This window comes from Phycisphaeraceae bacterium (genome assembly GCA_020639155.1).
In the GTDB taxonomy this organism is placed as follows: Bacteria; Planctomycetota; Phycisphaerae; order Phycisphaerales; family UBA1924; genus JACKHF01.
Genome location: JACKHF010000001.1, coordinates 446288 through 470795, shown reverse-complemented (window position 1 = coordinate 470795; position 24508 = coordinate 446288). Strand labels below are relative to the sequence as shown.

The window sequence follows — 24508 nt, the reverse complement described above, 5'->3', positions numbered from 1 at the left end:
TGTCCCGTCGTTTGGCACGGTGTGTGCTTTTCTGGTCGGCATACCTGAGAACAGGAGACCGATCATGGCAAGTAAGTCACTCTTCAAATCAATACGCGGCCGACTCGCTCCGGCAGCCACAGCCCGCAACGAAGCGGGTGGAAACGCCTACGCGATGTCTGCAGAGCAGATGCTCGCACAGTACGTTGCGACCGGCTGCATGAACTCGACGTTCTATGCGAGCGCCCAGGATCAACTCGACACAGTGCTCGCGTTGTGCGAGAAGGTCTCACCAGAGTTCATCGCGCGAACCGCGCTGTACTGCCGATCGAAGGGGCACATGAAGGATCTGCCCGCGCTCTTGTGTGCGGTGCTCTCCGTCCGTTCGCCCGGGTTGATGGCTGAGGTGTTCGATCGCGTGATCGACTCGCCGAAGATGCTCCGCAACTTTGTGCAGATCATGCGCTCGGGTGTCGTGGGTCGTAAGTCTCTGGGAACACTGCCCAAGCGGTTGGTGCGCTCGTGGCTTGAGTCACGCACGGACGACGCGTTGTTCTTCGCATCGGTTGGGAACGATCCGTCGCTGGCGGACATCGTGAAGATGGTGCATCCCAATCCGCAGACATCGTCGCGTGAGGCGCTGTATGGGTACCTCATTGGGCGTGATCACGACGCGGACGCGCTTCCCGACATCGTGAAGCAGTTCGAGGCGTTCAAGTCTGGTGCGACATCAAACATACCGGATGTGCCGTTCCAGATGCTCACATCGCTGAATCTTGACACCAAGGCGTGGAAACAGATTGCGCGGAATGGATCGTGGCAGATGACGCGAATGAACCTGAACACGTTTGCACGTCACGGCGTGCTCAAGGACAAGGATGTCGTGAAGGTGATCGCAAACCGTCTCGCAGACGAGAAGCAGATCATGCGTGCACGGGCGTTCCCGTATCAGCTGCTGGTGGCGCATCGGATGGCATCGAAGGACGTGCCCGACACGATCAGGCACTCACTCGAAATCGCGACAGAGATCGCAACGCGCAACGTGCCTGCGATCGACGGAACGACGTATGTCTGTATCGATGTGTCCGGTTCGATGCACTCACCTGTGACGGGGCATCGAAAGGGCGCAACGAGCGCAGTGCAGTGCATCGATGTCGCGGCGTTAATCGCAGCGACCGTGCTCCGCAAGAACCCGGATGCGACGATCGTGCCATTCAACGACACCGTCGTGGCCATGCGTCTCAACCCGCGTGACACGGTGATGACGAACGCGGCGCAGCTCGCATCAGCACCGTGGGGTGGAACGAACTGCTCGGCTCCGCTTGTGCACCTCAACAAGTCGCGCTCGCACGTGGACACGTTGATCTATGTCTCGGACAACCAGTCGTGGGTGGATACCACGCCGAACTCGTGGCGCAACGGAACGCGCACGATGCAGGAGTGGAACACACTCAAGCAGCGCTGCCCGAAGGCAAAGCTCGTCTGCATCGATCTCCAGCCGTATGGAACGACGCAGGCGCAGGACCGCAACGACATCCTCAACATCGGCGGGTTCTCTGATGCTGTGTTCGAGGTGGTGAGCAAGTTCGCGTCGCAAGGCGCGGATGCAAAGCACTGGGTTGATGTGATCAACGCCGTGTCGATCTGAAAACATATGTGGTGGGGTCTCCGGCAATCGGGCCGGAGGCCCCGGATAAACAAGAAGAAGTACGCGAGTAACGGAAGGAAATATGAATCGTCTTCGCTGGATGCGGTCGTGACTCCATGGATTCCAAACCGTACATGTCTCGACCAGACCCTTGCCAGTGATTGCGATTCACAGTGAATGTTGGAGTGCCAGCAAATGCAATCGGGAGTACATTGGTGAATGCGGGTTCGAATCCCGGAGCACGTCGGCTTTGCGGCTCGTGCGATTCGTCTCTCGATACTGGTTGTTGCTGGCACACCGTGCGAATGTGCTGACAAGTGAATGCCTGTGGGACTACAGGTTTCAATCCTCGTGGTCGCGGGTTCGAGTCCCGCCAGCTCCGCTTGATCTTTTTCGGGGCTGTAGCTCAGCTGGTTAGAGCGCGAACGTCTCACGATCTCTTGTCACTGTCAGCCGATCTTGGATGTAGCTCAGCTTGGTAGAGCGTGTGCTTTGGGTGCACATTGTCGGAAGTTCGAATCCTCCCATCCAGATTCAGAAGGAAGCAGAACACGTGCAGGAAAGGAACGTGGATGGTTTCAGCGAATGCCCGAGGAACTACATCTGATCCGTATGTTGTGGGTTCGAGTCCCATCATCAGCATTGCTGGTGTAGCTCAACTGGTAGAGCACCGGGAACGTTTCTCAAGCCCTTGTCGCTGAAGCTGTGTGTAGAGCCCCGTAGCTGAGCGGATGAAAGCACCGCGCTACGAACGCGGAGATCGCAGGTTCGAATCCTGCCGGGGCCATTGCCAATCAATAATGAATGCAAAGGGATATGTCATGAGCAACGAATCAACACCATCTCCGTTCATCGCAACAGGCGAAGCAACCGCGATGCTCCCGCTCCCAAACGATCAGCGGCCTGTCACCGTCATCGGGACGGACGCGATCCGCGCAACCTTCGACGAGGGGTGTCTCAAGCAGACGATCAACTCCGCGATGGCGCCGGGTGTGTCGCATCTTGTACTCAACCCCGATGCGCACGTCGGCTATGGCACACCTGTCGGTTGCGTGATGTCGAGCCCGTCGCACATATATCCGGGCCCTGTCGGTGTTGACATCAAGTGCTCCATGAGCCTGCTCGCGATCGACATCGACAAGAGCGCGGTGACCGACAAAGCAGCGCGTCGCGCACTCATCAACGCCATCTGCGAACGCACGCCAACAGGTGCTGGTCGTGGCCAGCGCAGCGTACCCAAAGCGCGTGCTGTAGATCAGCTGCTCGGCGAGAAGGCGGTCACCGAAGGCGCATCGCGCGAGGTGTGCGAAGCACTCGGCATCCCATTCGATTGGGCGAGCCGATGTGAGGACAGCGAGCACACCGGACACGACGGTTCAACTGCTGCGCTCGTAGAACGCTTGCGTGTGCTTGGTCGTCAGCCCAAATTCCATGAGCGCTTTCCTGCGAAGATGCGCCAGCTCGGCTCATATGGCGGGGGAAATCACTTCGGCGAATGCGAGATCGTGCGTGTGCACGACAACGAGCGCGCACAACGTGCTGCGGAGGTCTTTGGTCTGCGCGATGGCGGCGTTGCGTTCCTGTCACACTGCGGTTCACGCGGATTCGGGCACGATCTTGCAAGCGGGCAGTTCCGCGTATTGCAGGACAAGTTCACATCGTGGGGAATCCCGCTCCCGGGCGGCGACAGACAACTCGTGCACGCACCGCTCGGATCACCGGAGGCGGACGCGTATCTCGACGACATGGCGCTCGGCGCGAACTTTGCGACCGTGAACCATCTGCTCATTAACGCGCTCGTGCTCGAAGCGTTCCAGGAGATCTTCCCGGGAGTCACCGGCCAGTTGGTGTACTTCATCAGCCACAACATCGCGCGAAAGGAAGTCGTCGATAACAAACTCGAGTGGGTGCATCGCAAAGGCGCGACGCGCGCGTTTCCCGCGGGTCATCACGAACTCAAGAACACTCCGTTTGCAGAGACGGGCCATCCCATCCTCCTCCCGGGAAACCCGCAGGCAGGGAGCGCTGTGATGGTGGCCGACCCCGGTGCTGCGCTGTCGTGCTACAGCATCAACCACGGCGCGGGTCGTGCGCTTGGTCGAAAGGCAGCGGGGCGCACACTCAATCAGGCGCAGGTCGACGCGTCGTTCGCAGAACGTGATATCCTCACCAACTGCAGAATGTATCCCATCGACGAGGCGCCCGAGGCGTACAAGGACTTCGACGAGGTGCTGCGATCGGTCGAACTCGCGGGTCTCGCCAGCGAGGTCGCGCGGTTGCAGGCACGGTTCGTGATCAAGGATGGTGACAAGGCGGATGATTAGTGACTCGAAAGTAACACATGGCAACAACAATGGTGCAACTTGACGGCTCAGTTGGTGAAGGGGGCGGGCAGATCCTGCGTACAGCGCTGTCGCTTTCAATGGTGACGGGCACATCGTTCTCTATCACCAACATCCGCGCCAACCGTCCCAAGCCGGGACTTCTTCGTCAGCATCTGACCGCCGTGCTCGCTGCGCGCGACGTCTGCAACGGCGAGGTGCAGGGCGCAACGGTCGGCTCGACGGAGGTCACGTTTACGCCCGGCACTGTATCGCCGGGCGAGTATCACTTTTCCATTGGCACAGCTGGAAGCACAACGCTGGTATTCCAGACGCTGCTCCCCGCGCTGATGACTGCGGACAGCCCATCAACGATCACACTCGAAGGCGGCACGCACAACATGTTCGCGCCGACAGTGCATTTTCTTCAGCGTTCATTCGTGCCGATGCTCGCGCGGATGGGACCGAAGGTTGATGTCGCACTCGAACGCTACGGGTTCTACCCAGCGGGCGGCGGTCTCGTGCGCATGCGCATCAAGCCGGTTTCAATGCTCACGCCAATAGAGTGTGTCGTTCGCGACGAGATCACGCACCGGCGCGCTATTGCAACGCTCGCGAGCCTGCCCGCTGAAATCGGAAAGCGCGAGCTTCATATCGTGAAGAACGTGCTTGCGCTCGGGGATCATGAGATGGGTGTCAACCAGCTTAAGGACACGGACGGCATGGGTAACGTGCTCGGTATCGAACTCGGCGACGCAAACCACGTCGAGGTGTTTACGGGGTTCGGCCAGCGCGGCGTCTCAGCAGAACACGTCGCGCGCAGTGCAGCCAACGAGGCGCGGGACTATCTCAAGTACGGCGCACCGATCGGCACGTACCTCGCGGATCAGTTGATGCTCCCGATGGCGCTCGCGGGTGAGGGGAGGTTCTGCACGGGGCCGTTGTCGCGCCACGCCGAGACAAATGCAGCCGTAATTGAGTCGTTCCTCGGCACGCGTATCCACCAATCACACACAGATCGGATCACACAGATCGAGATAGTCTAAGGTTGAATGACACGATATGACCGCTATAGCGAGGTTGATGCTGTATAATTCTGAGCTATGCACAGATTCAAAGCCCCCGATGAGTTTTACAACAATCCATCGCAATGGCATGACGAACTGCTCCGTTTACGGGAAGTGCTTCAGCAAACGTCACTTGACGAAACGATCAAATGGGGCGTTCCGTGCTACACGCACAACGGCAAGAACATTGTTGGTGTTGCTGCGATGAAGAACTTCTTTGCACTGTGGTTCCATCAGGGGGCGCTTCTGAAAGACCCGAAGAACGTGCTGATGAATGCGCAGGAGGGGGTGACCAAAGCCCAGCGACAGATGCGCATGACATCTATGAAGGACATCAAAGCGACCGTAATCAAAGCCTACGTGAAGGAAGCAATCTCGCTGCAGGAAGCGGGCAAGGAGATTAAGGCCGATCGAAACAAGCCGGTCGTGGTTCCGGCGGAACTCAAAGCGGCGCTCGCAAAGAACAAGAAGGCGCATGCAGCATTCAGCGCGATGCCCAAGGGCAAGCAGCGCGAATACGCCGAGCATATCTCAAGTGCAAAGCGCGACGAGACCAAGCAGACCCGGCTGAAGAAGATCGTCCCGATGATCGTGAGTGGTGTTGGATTGAACGACAAGTACCGAAACTGCTAAATAGTCCAATAAGTATAGTTGACTTTGGAACCCTCATTGACTTTGAGGCGTTTATGCCTTTGTGCTTGACAATATTTTACTTTATAGTAAAATAACTGATCGGTTGAATAAGGTAGTTCCACATGGTCGCACTCGATCCAATCAGTCAGAAACTCTCGGCACTGGCCGATCCGACGCGCCGGGCGATCCTGTCGAGACTCTCGCGGGGCGAGGCAAGCGTCACCGAACTGGCAGAGCCGTTCGACATGACTATGCCCGCGATTACAAAGCATCTGAAGGTGCTCGAACGCGCGGGATTGATCGAACGCAGGAGAGAAGCGCAGAAGCGGCCGTGCGTACTGGTGCCGAGCGCACTGGACGAGACACTGGAATGGCTTGAGAAGTTCAGGGAGCAATGGGAATCGAACTTCAATCGTCTCGATGCGGTGCTTGAGCAACTCAAGCGCGATCACACCACAGAGCACACTCAGGGAAGGGATCAGTCATGAGATCGGACGATCGCGAGATTCTGTTTACTCGTCACTTTGATGCATCACCCAATCTTGTCTGGCGCGCATGGACCGATTCAGATGTGCTGGGCGAGTGGTGGGGGCCAGACGGATTCACAACGACAACCCACTCGATGGACTTTCGCGTCGATGGCCAATGGCGCTTCGACATGATTGGCCCTGATAAGCGCGTGTATTCGAACCTGATCACCTATCAGGATATCGTTGAGAACGAACGGCTGGTGTACGCGCACACTGGTGTTGATAATACCGACGACGTTGCGTTTACTGCGATTGTGACATTCGATCGCACAGACACCGGAACAAAGCTGACACTTCGGATGGTGTTCCCATCGAAGGAAGATCGTGATCGCGTGTGCAGGGAGTACGGCGCAGTCGATGGCGGGATCCAGCACGTTGCGAATCTGGCAGCATACCTCGCACCTGGTTCGGATGCGGTGTCAAACGTGTTGACCATCGCGCTCCCGAACGAGCACGACATTATCTTCTCGCGCAACTTTGATGCCCCTCGCGATCTTGTCTGGAAAGCAATGACCGACCCCGACATGCTCAGGCAATGGGTGTTTCTCCCGCCGGGCTGGGAGATGACGATGTGCGAGGACGAGCACCGCGTCGATGGATCATTCCGCAGGGAGTGGAAGCACCCGCATGGCGATATGGCAGTGCATGGCACATACGCAGAGTTTCAGCCGCCGGAGCGGCTGGTGCGCAGCGAGATCTTTGACATGGGTTGCGATGCTCCGATGGCTGACGAGATCGCGACGCTGGTGCTGACCGAACTGGCAACGGAGCGTGGCACGATAACGAACATGCACATGACGTTCAGGTACACGTCACAGGCCGCGCGTGATGGCGCACTAAAATCCGGCATGGATCGGGGCATGGAAGCAGGATACAGAAATCTCGATGGCTTGTTCGCCGAAACCCATCACGCTCGGGGATAGCGCATGGCACCAAAGACAAAGCGAGCACCGACAAAGAAAACATCAAAGAAAGTACCAAGGAAGAAACCCACTGCGAAAAAGATTGTGGCGAAGAAGCCAGCAGCAAAGTCGCGACGGACTGCACCGAATGGGGGCGCTCGAACTGCGCAGGAGCGGAAGCAAATCGTCAGCGAGCTGGTCGATCAGCTGCGCGCGATGGGATCGGATCGCATCCTGAGCGACATGGTGTCTCGCTTCGGCATCATCACAAAGAAAGCGTTCGGCGTGCAGGTCGGCCGCATCAAATCACTTGCCAAGCCCATCGGCAGGGACCACGATCTCGCGCTTGCGCTCTGGAAGACGGAGTGGTACGAAGCGAGAACCCTCGCGTGCTTTGTTGGCGATCCGGACAGACTGACATCAGCGCAGATGGATTCGTGGTGCAAGGACTTTGATAACTGGGCGATCTGTGACACCGCGTGCTTCCATCTGTTTGACAAATCTCCTCACTCACACGCGAAGATCACGCAGTGGGCAAAGAGCCGCGACGAGTTCGTCAAACGTGCAGCGTTCGCATTGCTCGCTTCGGTTGCGCTCCATGACAAGAAGGCTAACGATGCAGAGTTTGCAAGGTACCTGCCATTGATCGAGCGCAGCGCGACCGATGACAGGAACTTTGTGAAGAAGGGTGTGAGCTGGGCGCTGCGCTTGATTGGGTCGCGCAGGCCGGGGCTCAAGGCTGACGCGCTCGCGCTGGCGAATCGGCTGGCTGCTTCTGACAACGCAGCTGCACGATGGATCGGGAAGGACGCGCTGCGTGATCTCTCCAGAGTAAAGCCGAGTAAGAAGGGTGCTGTGACGAAGAAGAAGCCAACGAAAAAGAGGACAAAGAGAGCAGCAAAGTAGATTCTGTGTTGTGTGTTAAACTCTAACTGCGTACGCTCGTATGCTGTCCGGCATTGATCTTCACTTCAGACGTATCAATGATCGGTTTGTACTCAATTGTTCGCACCTTTCTGATCACATAACACCTCCAACTCGCGCTAGTAGTGCATACTCCCGCACCCATTCAGGAATACGGCGTGTGCTGAGAAACTGGTCGATAATTGCTTCGCATCGGTCGGGGTATTTGTAGTGCTCATGTCCAAGCCCGTGGAGTGCGCTGATGTGACAGGTGCTAAGCTTGCACTCCTGTAGTATGATCGAAAGCACTTCAAATCCGGGATCAACCAGATGGGGAAACTCCTTTGGGAATGTAAACGGACTGGATATACAGTCCATATCCCAGATCATGTAGACAGCTCCATCGATCTTGGTGTGTGAGTAGTTTCCCGTGAGGCTAGTCAAATCAATATCAGGTGACCGACCTCTGTCGCCGCATACTTTGTCGTACAGATTGAGATACATCGAAGCAACAGCGCGGAGGCATGTTATCTGCTTTTCAACTGGGACGATGCTCTCTCGAACATGGTGGAGGTAGCTTGATGCAATACCAAAGAGAAACCATGTTGCATCTGCAATCTGATCATCTGTGTATCTGTCAGCGATGAACTCCGGCGCTACGAACAACCTGATCAGATAGTCGGTCAGGGTTTCATCATGGATGCGATGAAACCTGATTTCTCGCACATCTGCTGCTGGAGTATCGATGTCTTCACTGTACCCGGAGAAGTCTGCATATCCCTGCGTGAAGCAGTACTCGACCCATTCCTCGAATGTTGGCGTCTGGTCGTTACACATCAGATCCATCACGTTCTGTAGTGAGTTGTTGTTCCATTCTTGCGATTACACCTTCAAATCGATCCTGCAAATGCTCCCATCGATCAAGGATACGGCTGTACCGTTCAGCCTCTTCGAGCGACTGTTGCTGGATTTTTTGATTGATTTCATTCTGCGTGTTCCAATCAGCCATCTGTTGTTCCCATCGGATGCGATCTTCCTCTGCTTGTGCATTTTCACGCTGAAGAACTCGTTCGCTGTAACGGGATTCAAGCGTGAAGCGAATATGGAGACCACACTCAGGGCATCGACCGGATTCTTTCAGCCTACGCAGGTCGTACCCGCAGGCATAGCAGTTTGTTGATTCATGAATCGTGAAGTCAGACATGGGTACTCCTCGCATGTGTATATCACAGCATCAGATCCAAGGATACCAAAGATCGCTAGGGTGAGAACAATCAGCGGATCTGAGGAGTTGAACGAACCCCTTGACGTGCCAGCCGATATTGGGTACGCTCTGTCCAACTTGCATCAAGAGTCCCGGATCGCCTCTGACGGTTCCGGGCGGCAACCGAGCTGGAAACCCCAGCCACGGTGCCGAGGCCAGCCCCGGCGTGGGGAACGATGCGGACGAAACGAGTGCACCTTCTTGTGCAGCGGATTCGTCAAACGAGCAGCGATGGTCGCTGCGGTCCACGCCCATGTCTGGATGCTCTCGATGCTGTGAAGGAGTTCACAGCATGGGGTATCTCAATACCAACATCGATTCGTTCTCTCCCGCTCCGCTTACGCCCGAGCAGTACTGCCCGGGGATCGGGCACACCGGTCTCGATGGCGAGCCATTGGTCGCGTCCATCACGCAGTCGACCACGTTCTCGCGTGATTCGGTCGGCTCGACTGCGACGCACCAGTACTCGCGCGTCTCGAATCCGACGGTTGCGACGCTCGAAAAAGCACTGGGCGATCTCGAGCATGCGCTCCCCGCTGCGTGCTTTGCGACGGGTCTCGCAGCCGAAACCGCGCTGTTTCTCGCGCTCCTGAAGCAGGGCGATCACGTCGTCTGCGGCCGGTCTGTCTATGGCGGCACGACGCGTTTGCTCGATCAGGTGCTTCGCGATCTCGGTATCACATCGACGTTCGTTGATTCGACCGATCTCGACGAGATTCGCGCAGCCGTTCGCGAAAACACAAGGCTGATCTTCGTTGAAACGCCCGCGAATCCGTCGCTCGATATCACGGATATCCGCGGGATTGCACAGATCGCAAGGATTACCGGCGCGCTGCTGGCGGTGGACAACACGTTCCAGACACCGGTGCTCCAGCAGCCGTTAGACCTCGGCGCAGATATCTCCGTGTACTCGACGACGAAGTTCATCGACGGCCACTCTGTCGCACTCGGCGGCGCGCTGGTGACACGCGATCAGCACCTGCTCGATCGCATCCGGTTCATCCGCAAGTGCACGGGCGCGATCCAGACACCGTTCAACGCATGGCTGACCATCAACGGGCTCAAGACACTCCCGTTGCGCATCCGTCAGCAGGGGGCAAACGCGGAGACAGTTGCGCAGTGGCTGAACGAGCAGGCTTGCATCAAGGCTGTGTACCACCCATCGCTTGCGACAGGTGCTGCACGCGAGTGTGCCGAGGCCCAGCATCTCGGAACAGTCGGCAAGCACGGTGCTGTTGTGACGTTCGAAGTCGAAGGTGGGATCGATGCGGGAAGAGCGTTTGTCGAAAGCCTGACCCTGTGCACATTGGTTGAGCATGTCGGGTCTGTCGAGACGCTCATCACACACCCGGCATCAATGACGCACGCGGACGTGCCTCGTGATCAGCGGCTCGAAGTGGGCATCACCGACGGTTTGCTGCGGTTGTCGGTGGGGCTTGAGCCGACCGATGCTGTCATTGCCGATCTTGCCCGCGGACTTGAGGCAGCGCGTGCATGTACGTCTGCGCGAGAGGAGGCATCATGTCCGGCTCACCTCTGATCGTGCTGAAGTTCGGCGGTTCCGTGCTGATCGACGAGACAAGTCTGCGCATCGCGGTGCACGAAATATACCGTTGGCGGCGCGATGGATACCGCGTTGTCGCTGTGGTGTCAGCATTTGCTGGCGCAACCGATGCGCTCGTTTGTAAAGCAGAATCAATCTCCGACGACGCATTGCCACACACAAAGGCGGCGCTGATCGCAACCGGCGAGACGGTCAGCGCAGCAACGCTCGGCGTGTGTCTTGATGCAGCGGGGATTCCATCGACAGTGTTCTCGCCCGGAGCTATCCAGCTCCGTGCAACGGGTGATGCGCTCGATGCAACACCCGTCAGCGTTGATGGTGCACTGATCAAACGCGCTCTGGATCGTGACGGCGTTGTTGTTGTGCCAGGATTTGCAGCGATCGACGAATCGGGGAGGACGGTCACGCTCGGTCGTGGCGGGTCTGATCAGTCAGCGTTGTTTCTCGCTTATGCACTCGGTACTGACCGGTGCAGACTCATCAAGGACGTGGACGGGCTCTACGAGTGGGACCCTGCGATCGCGGGCACTCCGCCGAGACGCTTTGAGAGGATTTCGTGCGACGATGCGCTGCAACTCGACGGTTCCATCATCCAGCACAAAGCGGTGCAGTTTGCGCGTGATCACGAGATCACGTTCGAGCTCGGCGCGTTCAACGCAACGCAACCAACGGTGGTGAGCGGTGCCGCATCTGTGCTTGAAACTCCACGTGCTGCGGCTGCGCCGACACGCGTGGCGCTGCTCGGGCTAGGCACAGTGGGCAGCGGCGTGCTGGAACTGCTGAACCAGCTTCCCGATGAGTTTGATGTCGTTGCAGCGTGCGCACGCAATCCTGATCGACACGCTGACAAACCATTGAACGGGATTGTTGTGTCGGGCGATCCCGTTGTCACTGCTGACACAGATGCGGATGTTGTTGTCGAGGTCATCGGTGGTATCGACGTTGCAAGAGATGCTGTTACTGCAGCATTACGCAATGGGACGCACGTCGTGACCGCAAACAAGGCGCTCATCGCTGACTTCGGCGAGTCTTTGGCGATGCTTGCTGACAATACCGGTGCTGCACTATTGTGCTCAGGTGCTGTTGGTGGTGCTGTGCCCGTGCTGGAGCACGTGCGAGGGAAATCGGTGCAGGCTGTTCGAGGTGTCGTCAACGGCACGACCAACTTCATTCTGAACCAGATCGCTGATAGTATCAGCTTTGATGCAGCGATTGATCTTGCACAGGGTAATGGGTTTGCTGAAGCGGATCCATCGCGTGACCTTGATGGCACGGACGCTGTTGACAAGCTCCGCGTGATTGCGGAATGCGCTGGAGTACGTGCTGATGAGGTGCGTGTTGATCGCCAGCAATCAGTGAAAGATGCGGGCATGTCCAGATCTGACAATGGTGTGGTGCTGCGGCATGTCGCAACACTCGATCGCGACGGACGCATCGGAGTTTTGCTCACACCTGTGAGCCCGGACGATGCGCTGTACGACCTGCCCGGCGCGTGGAATGCTGTTGAGATTGTGTACTCGGACGGTTCGTCGATCGTGCTGCGCGGGAAGGGAGCAGGTAGACTGCCGACTGCTCAGGCGGTTGTGGCAGACCTGCTTGAGCTTCGCAGAAATCTGCAGAATACAGCGAATATTACTGAATATGAACCGGAGGTGGTGTGTGCTTGATCAACTGCGTATTGCTGTGGTCGGCGCTTCGGGTGCGGTCGGACGGGAGGCGATCTCTATCCTGCGCGAGCGTGGTGTTCCAGCAGCAAAGATCACCTTGTTCGGGTCGAGCCGATCCGCTGGAGAGTCTGTCGAGTACGGAAGTGATCGACTTGTGATTCGCGCGTTGAGTGAAGAGAGTGTGCCATCATGTGATGTCGCGCTCTTCTGTGCGGATGCAGACACCGCCCGGGAGTTCGCGCCGATCTTTGTTGCGCGTGGTGCGTACGTCATCGACAACTCGTCTGCGTTCCGTCTTGATTCTGCCGTTCCCTTGATCGTTCCCGAGATCAACACCGATCAGCTGCATGCCAATGATTCGCCCTGCATCATCGCGAATCCAAACTGCTCGACGATCATCATGCTGACAGCGCTCGAGCCGATCCGTCGAGCGTTCGGCGTGCGCAGCGTGATTGTGTCGACATATCAGGCGGTGTCCGGAGCTGGGATCGCAGCGATCGACGAACTCCGCACGCAGACACGGGCAGTACTCGACGGAATCGTAATCGCGCCGAGTGTGTTTCCTGTGTCGTGTGGATGGAACGTGTTTCCGCACGAATCCGCGATTGATCCGGACACGGGTTTGTGCGGTGAAGAGGAGAAGATGATTGCAGAGTCGCGCAGGATATGGGATCATCACAATCTTGCGATTGTGCCGACATGCGTGCGCGTGCCGGTGATGCGTGCACACAGCCAGTCCATTACGATCGAGACGGATTGCAGAGCAACAGTCGCTGAGATCGAACACGTGCTGAGGGATGCACCCGGTGTCAGATTCTGTGATGGTGTAGCACACCCACTTGCTACGCCGATTCATGCGACGGGACAGGACGACGTGCTCGTTGGTCGCGTGCGTGAGGACGTGACATCAAACGGCAGGCGCTTCTCGCTGTGGGTGTGCGGGGATCAGCTCCGCAAGGGAGCGGCCCTCAACGCGGTGCAGATCGCAGAATGCCTGCCTGTTGGTGCTCCAGCCCATGTATAAGCAGAGGATTAATCTGCGAAACGCAGGGCAGAAAAATCCCATAGAATAGGTGGATGCGATTCAATCAATATCAATGTCTCTTTGTTTTCCTGCTGCAGACTCTTGTAGCGACTTCATATGCAACTGCTCAGATCACTGCGCCGGACAATCAACCATCTGGACAGGAAGATGCTGTGCCCTTGGACGATGGCGAAGAAACGGCGAGGTTGTACAAGGAGATCGCAACGAAGCTGTCCGATTCGTGCAGAGATGTTGCGTGGTTGGAACTCAGCTACGACGGCTTCGAGATTCCGCTGAACATCTACGAGTACCCTATCCAGCCCTATCCCAATGCGCCGTTGCTACAGGATGTTCTCGACAGTTTCGAAGCTGCGCAGCCTGACATCGAGAAACTCATCGAAGTAACACGAAGGCCGGTGTGCACATTGGAGCACGCGGACATGAACGACGAGAATGATCCTGCTCATCAGAGAGTAATTGAGGTGGCGAGTTCACTTCGAAAATGTGTAAAAGTACTTGCTTGTGATGCGATCAGGCATCAAGGACTCGGTAACGAGGAAGCGGCTGTCGAGCGGATACTCGCTGTGTACAGGCTTTCCAATCATCTGATGCTGCAGGAGGATTGGACGTTCCTTCTGATCGGAATGGGAGGCGTTGACTATGCGAGGGGCCACGCAAACTGGCTTATCCGCTCATCCGGCAAAGCGCGAGTTTCCGACGAAAGCTGCAGGCGGATTCGTCGCGTCGTGAAGCAGATTGTCGATACGTCTCGTGTTGAGGTTCGGGAAAAATGCAGGGCGATGGCACACTGGCTGCATGATTCAGATGTGTACTCCGAAGATGTCAAGCAGATAATGTATTCAGATGGGTTTGATGAAGATATTATGTATGATAAGTGGCTGAAGAGTATCTACGCCTCAATTCATGCTGTTGATGATCGACTGGATCCGTATCGATTACAATCGCCGTAGGGCGCCGACTAACTCGTCAAGATGCTCCGTTGTGTGTGCTGCTGATATCTGCACACGCAGACGTGCTTCTCCTTCGGGCACGACGGGATACCCGAATCCGATCACGAACACGCCCATTTCGAGCAGTTTCTTGCTCATGGAGATGGCTGTTGCAGTCTCGCCGACGATGATGGGACAGATCGCGGTGGGGGATTCGAGCACGTCGAACCCTGCTGACTTGATGCCCTTGCGCGCGTAGGCGACGTTGTCGCGGAGCTTCTGCACCCGCTGCGGCTCGTTCATCAGGATCTCGATCGCTTTGTTCGCGCTGCACGCGACGGTGACGGGGAGCGCATTTGAAAACAGCGTTGGTCTGCCCCGTTGGATGAGCAGTTCCGTGCATCGCTTTGATCCAGCAACAAACCCGCCAGCACCGCCGCCGAGCGCCTTGCCGAGTGTGCCGGTGAAAAAATCAACCGCGCCACGCGAAGCATCGAATCCGCTCACACCGGGCAGCATGTTGTAGTGCTCGTGGATACCGCGCCCGGTTGTTCCCATTACACCGTGGCCGTGTGAGTCGTCAACAACAAGCATCGCGCCGAACTCATCGCACAATGCGCGCAGCTCGGGAAGCTTTGCGATATCACCCTCCATGGAGAACACGCCGTCGGTAATGACCCAGATTTGACCAGTGACATCCGGGTTCTGCACAGCAGCTTGCAGCTTCGCGCGCGCGTCGCCCATGTCAGAGTGCTTGAACACAGCCTTGTGGACACCCTTCTTGATGACGGGTGTCAGGCGCATCGCGTCGATGATGCACGCGTGGTTGAGTTCGTCCGAGATGATGATGTCACCGGCTTCGCTCACGGTTGGGAAGAAGGCTTCCGTCGCGGTCCAGCATGACACGAACGTGTAGCTCGATTCCGTGCCCATGTACTTCGCTATGGTGCGTTCGAGTGTTTCGTGAGGCTCAAAGGTGCCACAGATGAAACGCACAGAAGCGGTGCCTGCGCCGTACTTCTTGAGACCGTCGATGCCCGCCTGCACAACCTCAGGGTGATTGGCAAGCCCGAGGTAGTTGTTCGAGCAAAAGCACAGCGTGTCCCTGTATGCCCCGTCCGATTGACGCATGCGCACGACAGCGTCCATCGGCGAGTCAAGCATGTGCAGGTGTTTGTACTGGCCAGTGGTGTCCAGTTGCTGGAGTGTGGCGTCGGTACGGGTGTCGAACGGGCGGGATATCTTTGTTGTACTCATTAAAAGAAGAGTAGATGGGTGAACTGGTTGCGTAGGGAATGAACGACACGATTGGTGTGTTCGTCTGCCGAGGGTTGATTCGAACGCATGTCGCGCTAACATAATGCGAACGTGTTACTCAAAGGAACCACGACGCATCGAACACGGCCGCAGCGCACGACGCGCTGCACATGAGGAGTTCATACATGGATATTCGGAAGGTTGCACTTGGTCTTATTCTTGCTGGCGCAGCTGGCGTTGGTGTTTCGGTGCTGAGCGGCTTTGGGATATCAGATGCACCAAAGATGGAAATAACATCGGTTTCTGATTTCAGCAACAAGGCTGTCTACAAGGTTGATGGCGTGCATAGCTCGCTCGTGTTCTCCATCCGTCACAACGGTGTCTCAAACTTCATGGGACAGTTCAATGGGATCTCGGGGACATTTGTTGCTGTGCCGGAAACCAATCAGGTCGCAACGGTTGAGGTCTCTATCAAAGCTGATTCCGTGAATACCGGAAACGAAGGCCGCAACAACCACCTGAAGGGTGGCGACTTCTTTTCTGCAAAGGAGTTTCCGGAGATCACATTCAAAGGGTCAGGTTCAGCATTCGCTGACAGCAAAGGGAAGATACGTGGTGATCTGACCATGCTCGGCGTGACAAAGCCCATCGAAGCCGAGGCCGAGTTCATCGGCACTGGTGAAAGCCGCGGCAAGAAGATTGCAGGCTTCCAGGTGAAGTTCGAGATTAAGCGGTCAGACTTTGGTATGAACTACGGGATTGCTAACAACGCGCTTGGTGATTCGGTCACCATTACCGCGTCATTCGAGGGCGCTGAGCAGGAAGGCGAAGGCCGCTGAACATAACAGATTGATTCAGTGGTTCAATGAGTACTTCAGCGCGATCCGTCAGAGCATGGATCGCGTTTTTTATTCGCCGCCTCCAGCATCAGCCAGCTTCTGGTTCAATCTGTCAACCATGCGTGCTGCGTTCTCCGCACCGAGTTGTTCGGCACTACGTGCAAAGTCGAGCGCTTGGGCAAAGTCTTCAGCACGCTCGAACCATGCTGCTGTTTCCATCAGGAGCGTAGTGTTTTGCCGATCAACTTCCACTGCGCGCGCATACAGGTTCGCTGCGTCCTTCGGCCGGTTGAGCTTTCCACACACCTCGCCGTACAGCCTGCGCACATGCTCCTTCAAAAGAAAATTCACATTGAATGTTTGCAGGAGCAACAACGCCTGTTCTGGTTTGTTGATCCGATTGAGGCCTCGCGCCTCGATCAGCTTCCACACCTCGTTGTCCGGTTCCACCTTGCGTGCAATGGCGATCTGACGAAGTGCTTGCTCAACCATGTTGTCTTCGAGCAGCATGTCTGCGAGTGTACCTGCAGCGATTGCGTTTTCAGCGTCAAGGCGCAGCACCATCATCATGCTGGCTTCCGCTTCAGTGCGCTGTCCTGCGGTTCGCTGTAACTGACCAAGGTAAAGTGGGTGCTTCGGATCGTTGGGATCAAGTTGCTGCGCAGCTTTGTAATGGAGCATGGCGGCATCAGGCTGCCCGAGTTTGTTCGCGAGCGTGCCAGCAGCCGCTTCAATCCACGCCTGCTTCGGGCCAATCCGCTGCGATTCAACGTACTGCTCGTATGCCTGCTCTTCCTTGTGAACGCCGAGGAGTGACTCCGCGTACGCGACTCGAAGATCCTGGTCGGCAGGATAGTCGATAATGGCGAGTTCAAGCAGGACGCGCGCCTTCTCGGGCTGGTCCTCCCGCAGGTATGCGCGGGCGCTCTCCAGAATCTCCTCAGCATGTTCTGGCGTGCTGATGCCGGTGCCCTGCGTGTGATCCGGCGTGGTATTTGTCTGTGTTCCAATGAGTGTGTTCCACAGATACACGCTGCCACCGACAAGTGCCGCGAGTAGTACCAGCACGATGACAATCAGTACAGTCGACCCGCCTCGATGGTGTAGGGAACGAAAATCACGGACTGGCTGTGCGATGCGCATGTGTTCTCCTGCCAGCGTCAACCTAAAGTTGTTCATGACGAACGCAGAGCCCACTATCGAACACCAAACATCTGCTGGTGCGCTGCCGGAACTCCCGAAACAGTATCGGCCGGCGGACCACGAGCAAGGTATCTTCCAGCGCTGGCTGGACTGTGGCGCATTCGATGCCGATCCGAATCGCGTCGTCTCGGGCGAGGCAAAGCCGTTCGCTGTCCTGATTCCGCCGCCGAACGTCACAGCGAGGCTCCACCTCGGCCACGCGCTGAACAACACCCTGCAGGACGTGCTCGTCCGCTCCCATCGCATGAAGGGGTACGAGGCGATGTGGATGCCCGGCACGGACCACGCTGGTATCGCCACGCAGACTGTTGTTGAGAAACGCCTGATGCAAGAGGAGGGCAAGCGTCGCACCGAGTACGCACGCGAGGACTTTGTTGCGCGCGTCCAAGCGTTCAAGGATGATTACGAGGGGCAGATCACGGATCAGCTTCGCAGGCTCGGTGCATCATGCGACTGGAAACGCCAGCGGTTCACGATGGACACTGTGTGCGCACGCGCTGTGCGCGAGGCGTTCTATCGATTGTTCAAGGACGGATTGATCTATCGCGGCAAGCGCCTTGTGAACTGGGATCCGGTGACACAGACAGCGCTTGCGGATGATGAGGTCGACATGATTGATGTCGACGGGTTCTTCTGGTACCTGCGATATCCGGTGGTGGATGACAAGGGCAACGCCACTGGTGAGTATGTGACCGTCGCAACAACACGCCCCGAGACGATGCTCGGTGATACAGCTGTTGCTGTGAATCCGACTGATGGGGAGCGCGCAATGTTCATTGGCAAGCGCGTGAAGCTGCCCATCGTTAACCGCATCATCCCGATCATCGGCGATGACTACGTGGTCAAGCCCGATCCCGAATCGAGCGACAACAAAGCGAAGTACGCATCGGGTTTCCTGAAGGTGACACCTGCGCACGATCCGAACGACTGGCAGATCGGTCAGCGTCACAGTCTCGATGCGATCAACGTGATGGCGCCGAACGGGTCGATCTCGAACCAGCACGGCTGGCCCGAGGAAGACTTCGCACAGGCTGAAACATTCGCGTCGCACCTGCTCAACATGGATCGGTACGAGGCGCGCGAGGCGATCGTTGCGTGGTTCCGAGAGAAGAGCCTGCTCGAAGCGTCAAAGCCGTACACCCACGCCGTGGGACATTCGTACCGCAGCCATGTGCCGGTCGAGCCGTACTTGTCTGACCAGTGGTACGTGAAGGTGACAGACGATGCGCTGGTGGGTGCTGCGCAACGAGCCCTGCACAACGAAGGACTCACATTCCATCCGGACAGATATGCCCATTCGTACTCAGCCTGGCATGAGAACCTGCGCGACTGGTGCATCTCCAGACAGCTGTGGTGGGGGCATCAGATCCCGGTGTGGCACAAACGCATCGAAGCAAATGATGTTGCTGCCTTTGCAGATGTCGAACCGTTGATCAATCGCACTGTCCAGGGCGCATCGATCCAGGTTGTCAGCGCAGCCACAGGTGATCATGTCGATCACGCTGATGCAGCAGATGCGCTTGCAATAACAGATATCGACGTGTATCTGTGTCTTGAGGACACGGTACACACAGCACAGTGGGAAGCGATCGGGTTCGAGCGCGATCCCGACGTGCTTGACACGTGGTTCTCGTCGGCGCTCTGGCCGATGTCCACGATGGGCTGGCCCGACGCCGAACTCGCCGCACGTGACACAGGCATCACAGACTTCCCGGCGATGCTCCGCGCGTTCAATCCGACGTCGGTGCTGTCGACCGGGCGTGACATCATCACGCTCTGGGTGTCACGCATGGTCATGTTCAACCGGTACCTGCTTGCTGAGATGGACAACGCCCAGCCGGGTGACGGCAGGCTCCCGTTCCGTGATGTGTTCATCCATCCCACGGTGCAGGACGGGCAGGGGCAGAAGATGTCAAAGAGTCTCGGCAATGGCGTCGATCCGCTCGATGTTGTTGAGACACACGGTGCCGATGCGCTGCGTCTGACCATGTGCCAGATTGCGACCCAAACGCAGGACGTGCGCATGCCGCTGGAGATCATCTGTCCGCACACGGGCAAGATGTTCGAGCCGAAGATGACGACCACGCCAAACGGGCATCGCGTTACCGCGCCTGTGCAGGACTCTCCATTTGAGCCGGGCAAGCAGATGGTGACGCTGTATGGCGTTGTGTCAGGTCTGGCAAAGCCGACCGAGGACATGCCGCTCGCGTCGTGTTCGTCTCCGCGGTTCGATGCAGCACGCAACTTCTGCACGAAGCTGTGGAACGCGACAAAGTTCGCGATGATGATGCTCGGCGAGGTCGAACGCACCACCCACAAGACACCGGTCGATCCCGCTGATATGTCATTCATCGATAAATGGATGCTGTCAAAGCTGGCAAAGGCTGTGAAGGAGATCGACAACGCGATCAGCGAGTATCAGTTCGCGCACTACTCGCAGGTGGCGTACGACCTTCTCTGGCGTGATTTCTGCGACTGGTACATCGAAGCAATCAAGCCGACGCTCAAGTCAGACTCTCGTCAACAGGCAGTGCTCGCGCACACGCTCGAATCGATCCTGCGTGTGCTCCATCCGCTCATCCCGTTTGTGACGGAGACGATCTGGGGCGTGTGGAAACACGTCGAGACACGGCAGATCGATGGCGTCTCACTTCCCGCGCCGCGCAAGGGAGGCATGCTCTGCACCGCGGGCTGGCCCGAGATCGATGACGTGTGCATCTCTGATGATGCTGAGCAAACGTTCGAGGAACTGCGCACGCTGGTGTCAGCCATCCGTGAGGTCCGCGCCGAACAGCAGGTCAAGCCGCGTCAGAAGATCACGTTCCATCCAAACGCAGCGCTTGCAGCGAAGCTGGATGCCGACGGCGATTTCTCGCGGGCGCTCTGTACGCTTGCTGGTATTGGCGAGATCACAACAGCTGATCCCAAATCGAGATCGATCCCGCTTGTGATCGGTTCTGATGAGCACGCGCTCTCCGATCTGTCAGACGCTGTCGATGCAAGCGCTGAGCGAGAACAGTTCGCCAAGCGCATAGAAGAACTGACAAAGAGCGAGAAAGCACTCGCGGGCAGATTGTCCAATCCCGGGTATGTTGACAAAGCGCCCGAGCATCTGGTGAACCAGACCCGTGAGCAACTCGAACGCACGCGAGAGGAAATACGTACGCTCACGCAGGCGATGGAACAGCTCGGATGAATCGAACAGCTGCAACAATCCTGTGTGCAGGTATCACTGCGTTGTGCAGCTGCTCGTCGCACGCACCCGACGCTCGCTCGTCACCGAGCCCATCGTTGTACGCGGTCGAGCCGTGGCGCGCGATCAATGCCAACGGCGGACAGGTCGCGACCGCGTCGCACAAGCTGTACTTCACGAACGCAACATCTCCGCTTGTGCAACACCTGCCTGCATTTCTTGACGGCGCTTCGCTGCACTACGCAAATGCGCTTGCAAACCTACCGATTGCAAAGACGCAGTATCGCACGTTCATTACAACCACGCAGAACGAGTACAAGTTGCTCGCGACGCAGCATCTCGGATCAGACGCATCCGCGTTTGTCGGCATACGTCGCGGCGGATTCTCAGCGGGCGGCATCGCGATCTACATGGACATCGGACTCCACGACACGCTCATGCTCGCGTCGCACGAGGGCTGGCATCAGTACGCCCAGACTACTTTTACTGACCCGGTTCCGATCTGGCTCGACGAAGGTGTTGCGACGTATATGGAGGGGTTCCGTCTCGATGGAACGCTCGGTAAGCCGCGTTTTCTCCCGTGGGCAAATCTCGAACGATTCGATCGGTTGCGTCTGATCGTCGAAGCGAACGAACTCACGCCACTACCAACACTGCTTTCGCAGTCGCCCGATGAACTGCTGAAACAGTCCGAGAGTCGCGCACTCGATTACTACGCGCAGGTCTGGGCACTCATCCACTTTCTGCACGAGTACCGCGATGGTGCGTACGCAAAGTCGCTCTCGACCATGCTTGAGGATGCAGCAAACGGAAGATACGAGCTTGTGCTCCGTGCGCGTCTTGATGCACGCGAGTACGAGATCGCCCGCGCAACACGACGTGGATCGACAACGTTGCAAGCGTATCTCGCGCGTGATCTTAACTCTCTCGACCTGGAATACAGAGAGTTTACGCGCGAGATCACGCGCATTGGAGCTCGCAATAATGTCGTTATGGGCGAATCGCCAGTGCGATGAGACGATTTACTGGGGCTGAGAACTGGCGATCTGCTTCGGCTCAGCTTCTTCGATGATGTTCGGCATCGTTCCAAGATACGCCAGCGTATCTTCCATCACGCGGCGTACTACAGGCCCTGCAACATCAGACCCGTAGTACCGCACAGCCTTAACCATCTTCGGTCCGGGATCATCGATCAGCACCAGCACAACAATGCGAGGCTCTTCAACTGGTCCGGCTGCGACAAAACTGGAGATGTACTGGTTCGGGTAATACCCCTTTGCCAACCCATCGGGTTTGACCTTGCCTTCTGGCGGTGCGCCAATCGCAACTTCTGCTGTGCCGGATTTGCCGAACATGGTGTAGTGCCATGTCTCGACTGGCTCGTTGTCGAGTTTCTGGCGAGTCGCAAGTTTCTTTTCCATGTTCTTTGCGACTTCAGCCATGGGGCCTCGCGTCAGGATCGCTGCGTCAGCACCGACGGCTCGCTTGCCCTGCGTCGGGAACCCACCGTGGTCCGTCGTCAGCACCGTGATGTCCGGGATGGTTCCAGCAAGATCACCCGATCGTGCGAACGCGGAGAACGCGCGAATCATCTGGATCGGTGTGACACCGACCTCCTGTCCGAATGACACAGCGGTCTGCGAGTAGTAGCTCCAGTTACGCCGCGATGTGAGCATGCCCTTTACTTCACCGGGCAGTTCGATGCCGGTTTCCTCGCGAATGCCGAACTTCAGAATCGCGTCGCGAAGCTCTGTAAACTCAAGCTCGAGCGCACCGATCGCCATGCCAACGTTCGATGAGTACACCAGCACGTCGTACCAGCTACGTTCGTTGCGCGTCTTGCTGACGTCGTTGATTGCGCGGAAGAAGTCGCCCTTGCGCACACCATTAGACACATCAACCATCTGGTCCGGTTTCATCCCGCCATGATCAGTCACGATTGCCCAGACAATGGGCTTAAAGATCGAGCCGGGTTCGTATGTTTCGGTGAGGTTTCGATTGCGTCCCAGTGCAGGATGCAACTCCCGGAGTGGGTCCTTCTCGATGAGTCTGTATCGGGCGGGCACAAATGGTGTCGGTCTGAATCCTGGTACGGGTTTGTCCGACCAGCAGAACTCGTCGACAACATCAATATCACGCACAACGTCGTCCATCGCGAGCACTTCGCCGGTATGGGGATCGAGCACAATGATGCGCCCGCCAGCTGCGTCGGCGTACTCAACACCGCTAGCAAGATGTTCGTGGGCGATGCGCTGGATCTCGACATCGATGCTCAGACGCACGGTCGATCCGCGCTGTGCGCGCTCGAGTGCGTTCGGTGCGATCCATAGCGGCCTGCGGGCAGCATCACGCACGTACCGCACATGACCGTCAGCGCCAGTTAACTTCTTGTCCATCACGCGCTCAATACCGACGGTGCCGTTGATATCGACACCGCGCAATCCGACGATGTTCGCAACCAGATCACCGGTGGGATACTCACGCACGCCAATCGTTTCGATGCCAAGCCCCGGTATATCTTTTCGCAGCGCGCGAACCCGCTCTGTTTGTTCCGGTGTCAATGCGCCAGTCAGTCTGATGTACTGGTTGAAGTGGGGAGAGTCAGCGGTTGCAGCTTCGTCGTTTGTACTGCGACCAAGCCCAACCTGTGACTTGACCGCATCGATCAGTTCACGCCGAATCTCATCAGCACTGCGCGAGTTGTCAACATCATCTGGATGGATCCAGCCACGGCTGATGTTTTCTGCGATCTTTTCGTGGATTGTCTCGCCGAGCGCATCGGGCTCAATGTCCAGCGCATCCGCGAGCATCATGACGACAGGATCGACATCCTTTGGCAAGAGTGTCGGATCAAGAAACGCTGCGTGGCCGAGACGCGTCGTCGCGATGAGTCTGCCACGACGATCAATGATGTCGCCGCGCGCAGCTGTGACGGGTCGGCCCGAGATCGTCTGCAGCGACAATGTTTGCAACTGTGCAGGTGGACGATACTGCAACTGGGCAACGCGCCCGATGACTGCAATCAGGCCAGCAGCAAAGACGATTCCAATGACGCGTGAGATGCGGTTGATGCGGGTATCAATGCAAGCTGCCTGCTTGTCATGAGAAATGTCGCCATCATCATGCGTGCCAGGAACCTGCTCAAACAGTGTGGTTCCGTCATGTGAGTGGGCATGCCTCGATGTCATCAGTGCCCGCCTTCTGGTTGCGCATCATCCGGTTGCGAGAAGTCGATCTGATGGAAGATCGGCGCATCCGCATGGTCGATTGATGGCAGAACAAAGTCAATCAGTTCGGCGTCATATTCCGGCTCGGGTTCTGGAACGATAGGTGCAAGCTCGCCAAATCGCTTGGAGAGCTCGTCGATGCGCTCGGGAGTGACATTCGCAGCGATTTCGGCTCGCAGATCCCAGAGTGTGGCATCCAGAGAAAGAATGCGCAGACGTGCAGCTGCCATCTCGTGGTCGGCCTGCAATCGCAGATGCCGAGCAACCAGTAGCGTGAGCGCGCCACACGCGATCGACACAATCAGCACGACGAGCTTGGCGTGCATCGGACCATCTC

Annotated in this window: 20 protein-coding genes, 2 tRNA genes and 1 riboswitch; of the genes, 16 read left to right on the top strand and 6 right to left on the bottom strand. The window is 57.2% G+C overall.

Annotated elements, in window-relative coordinates; genetic code table 11:
* Nucleotides 1-64: 64 nt before the first annotated feature.
* The 9 genes from H6815_02050 (at nt 65) to H6815_02010 (ending at nt 7986) form a co-directional block, all read left to right on the top strand.
* On the top strand, nt 65-1627 hold the full coding sequence (locus H6815_02050; GenBank protein ID MCB9859210.1) for a TROVE domain-containing protein: 1563 nt from the start codon (nt 65-67) through the stop codon (nt 1625-1627).
* A 459-nt stretch (nt 1628-2086) separates the two neighbouring features.
* Nucleotides 2087-2160 (top strand) — tRNA-Pro (locus tag H6815_02045).
* A 181-nt stretch (nt 2161-2341) separates the two neighbouring features.
* A tRNA-Arg gene (locus H6815_02040) sits at nt 2342-2414 on the top strand.
* Nucleotides 2415-2448: 34 nt separating this feature from the next.
* Entirely contained in the window at nt 2449-3951 is a 1503-nt protein-coding gene (locus H6815_02035; protein ID MCB9859209.1) for an RtcB family protein, read from the top strand.
* Between the two features lie 29 nt (nt 3952-3980).
* Nucleotides 3981-4994: an RNA 3'-terminal phosphate cyclase gene (locus H6815_02030; GenBank protein ID MCB9859208.1), complete on the top strand. Its 1014-nt coding sequence runs from the start codon at nt 3981-3983 to the stop codon at nt 4992-4994.
* Nucleotides 4995-5051: 57 nt separating this feature from the next.
* The gene (locus H6815_02025; protein MCB9859207.1) at nt 5052-5648 is read left to right on the top strand and encodes a YdeI/OmpD-associated family protein; all 597 of its coding nucleotides are present in this window, start codon (nt 5052-5054) and stop codon (nt 5646-5648) included.
* A gap of 122 nt (nt 5649-5770) precedes the next feature.
* Nucleotides 5771-6136, top strand: a complete 366-nt coding sequence (locus tag H6815_02020; GenBank protein MCB9859206.1) for a winged helix-turn-helix transcriptional regulator — start codon at nt 5771-5773, stop codon at nt 6134-6136.
* Between the two features lie 341 nt (nt 6137-6477).
* The gene (locus H6815_02015) at nt 6478-7101 is read left to right on the top strand and encodes an SRPBCC domain-containing protein (protein MCB9859205.1); all 624 of its coding nucleotides are present in this window, start codon (nt 6478-6480) and stop codon (nt 7099-7101) included.
* 195 nt (nt 7102-7296) lie between these two features.
* The gene (locus H6815_02010; GenBank protein ID MCB9859204.1) at nt 7297-7986 is read left to right on the top strand and encodes a DNA alkylation repair protein; all 690 of its coding nucleotides are present in this window, start codon (nt 7297-7299) and stop codon (nt 7984-7986) included.
* A 114-nt stretch (nt 7987-8100) separates the two neighbouring features.
* On the opposite strand, the gene H6815_02005 is transcribed toward H6815_02010, so the two are convergent.
* Both H6815_02005 and H6815_02000 read right to left on the bottom strand, forming a co-directional pair.
* Entirely contained in the window at nt 8101-8829 is a 729-nt protein-coding gene (locus tag H6815_02005; protein ID MCB9859203.1) for a hypothetical protein, read from the bottom strand.
* Nucleotides 8813-9187 (bottom strand): hypothetical protein, encoded by a 375-nt coding sequence (locus H6815_02000; GenBank protein MCB9859202.1) that lies wholly within the window; start codon nt 9185-9187, stop codon nt 8813-8815. Before H6815_02000 ends, H6815_02005 begins: the two co-directional genes overlap by 17 nt.
* Before the next feature lie 135 nt (nt 9188-9322).
* Nucleotides 9323-9482: riboswitch (SAM riboswitch) on the top strand.
* A gap of 57 nt (nt 9483-9539) precedes the next feature.
* Between H6815_02000 and H6815_01995 the strand changes: the two genes are divergently transcribed.
* From H6815_01995 to H6815_01980, 4 genes are all read left to right on the top strand, one after another.
* Complete coding sequence (locus H6815_01995; protein ID MCB9859201.1) at nt 9540-10787, top strand: aminotransferase class I/II-fold pyridoxal phosphate-dependent enzyme; 1248 nt, start codon at nt 9540-9542, stop codon at nt 10785-10787.
* Nucleotides 10769-12478: a homoserine dehydrogenase gene (locus H6815_01990; GenBank protein ID MCB9859200.1), complete on the top strand. Its 1710-nt coding sequence runs from the start codon at nt 10769-10771 to the stop codon at nt 12476-12478. The genes H6815_01995 and H6815_01990 overlap by 19 nt, the downstream gene beginning before the upstream one ends.
* The gene (locus tag H6815_01985) at nt 12453-13502 is read left to right on the top strand and encodes an aspartate-semialdehyde dehydrogenase (GenBank protein ID MCB9859199.1); all 1050 of its coding nucleotides are present in this window, start codon (nt 12453-12455) and stop codon (nt 13500-13502) included. The genes H6815_01990 and H6815_01985 overlap by 26 nt, the downstream gene beginning before the upstream one ends.
* Before the next feature lie 173 nt (nt 13503-13675).
* Nucleotides 13676-14473, top strand: coding sequence for a hypothetical protein (locus H6815_01980; GenBank protein ID MCB9859198.1), 798 nt, complete (start codon nt 13676-13678; stop codon nt 14471-14473).
* Here the strand turns inward: H6815_01980 and H6815_01975 are convergent.
* Entirely contained in the window at nt 14459-15709 is a 1251-nt protein-coding gene (locus tag H6815_01975; GenBank protein ID MCB9859197.1) for an aminotransferase class I/II-fold pyridoxal phosphate-dependent enzyme, read from the bottom strand. The two genes, H6815_01980 and H6815_01975, sit on opposite strands and share 15 nt — an antisense overlap.
* A gap of 185 nt (nt 15710-15894) precedes the next feature.
* Between H6815_01975 and H6815_01970 the strand changes: the two genes are divergently transcribed.
* The gene (locus tag H6815_01970) at nt 15895-16548 is read left to right on the top strand and encodes a YceI family protein (GenBank protein ID MCB9859196.1); all 654 of its coding nucleotides are present in this window, start codon (nt 15895-15897) and stop codon (nt 16546-16548) included.
* A 69-nt stretch (nt 16549-16617) separates the two neighbouring features.
* Here the strand turns inward: H6815_01970 and H6815_01965 are convergent, their stop codons facing one another.
* Nucleotides 16618-17691 carry a hypothetical protein gene (locus tag H6815_01965; protein ID MCB9859195.1) on the bottom strand — a complete coding sequence of 358 codons (1074 nt, stop codon included), beginning with the start codon at nt 17689-17691 and terminating at the stop codon, nt 16618-16620.
* A 34-nt stretch (nt 17692-17725) separates the two neighbouring features.
* On the opposite strand from H6815_01965, the gene H6815_01960 reads away from it, so the two are divergent.
* On the top strand, nt 17726-20947 hold the full coding sequence (locus tag H6815_01960) for a valine--tRNA ligase (protein ID MCB9859194.1): 3222 nt from the start codon (nt 17726-17728) through the stop codon (nt 20945-20947).
* Nucleotides 20944-21960, top strand: coding sequence for a DUF1570 domain-containing protein (locus H6815_01955; GenBank protein MCB9859193.1), 1017 nt, complete (start codon nt 20944-20946; stop codon nt 21958-21960). Before H6815_01960 ends, H6815_01955 begins: the two co-directional genes overlap by 4 nt.
* Before the next feature lie 6 nt (nt 21961-21966).
* Here the strand turns inward: H6815_01955 and H6815_01950 are convergent, their stop codons facing one another.
* Together H6815_01950 and H6815_01945 are read right to left on the bottom strand one after the other, a co-directional pair.
* A complete protein-coding gene (locus tag H6815_01950; GenBank protein ID MCB9859192.1) occupies nt 21967-24132 on the bottom strand; it encodes a penicillin-binding protein 2 in 2166 nt (721 codons plus the stop codon).
* Nucleotides 24132-24497, bottom strand: a complete 366-nt coding sequence (locus H6815_01945) for a hypothetical protein (protein ID MCB9859191.1) — start codon at nt 24495-24497, stop codon at nt 24132-24134. Before H6815_01945 ends, H6815_01950 begins: the two co-directional genes overlap by 1 nt.
* Between the last annotated feature and the right edge of the window lie 11 nt (nt 24498-24508).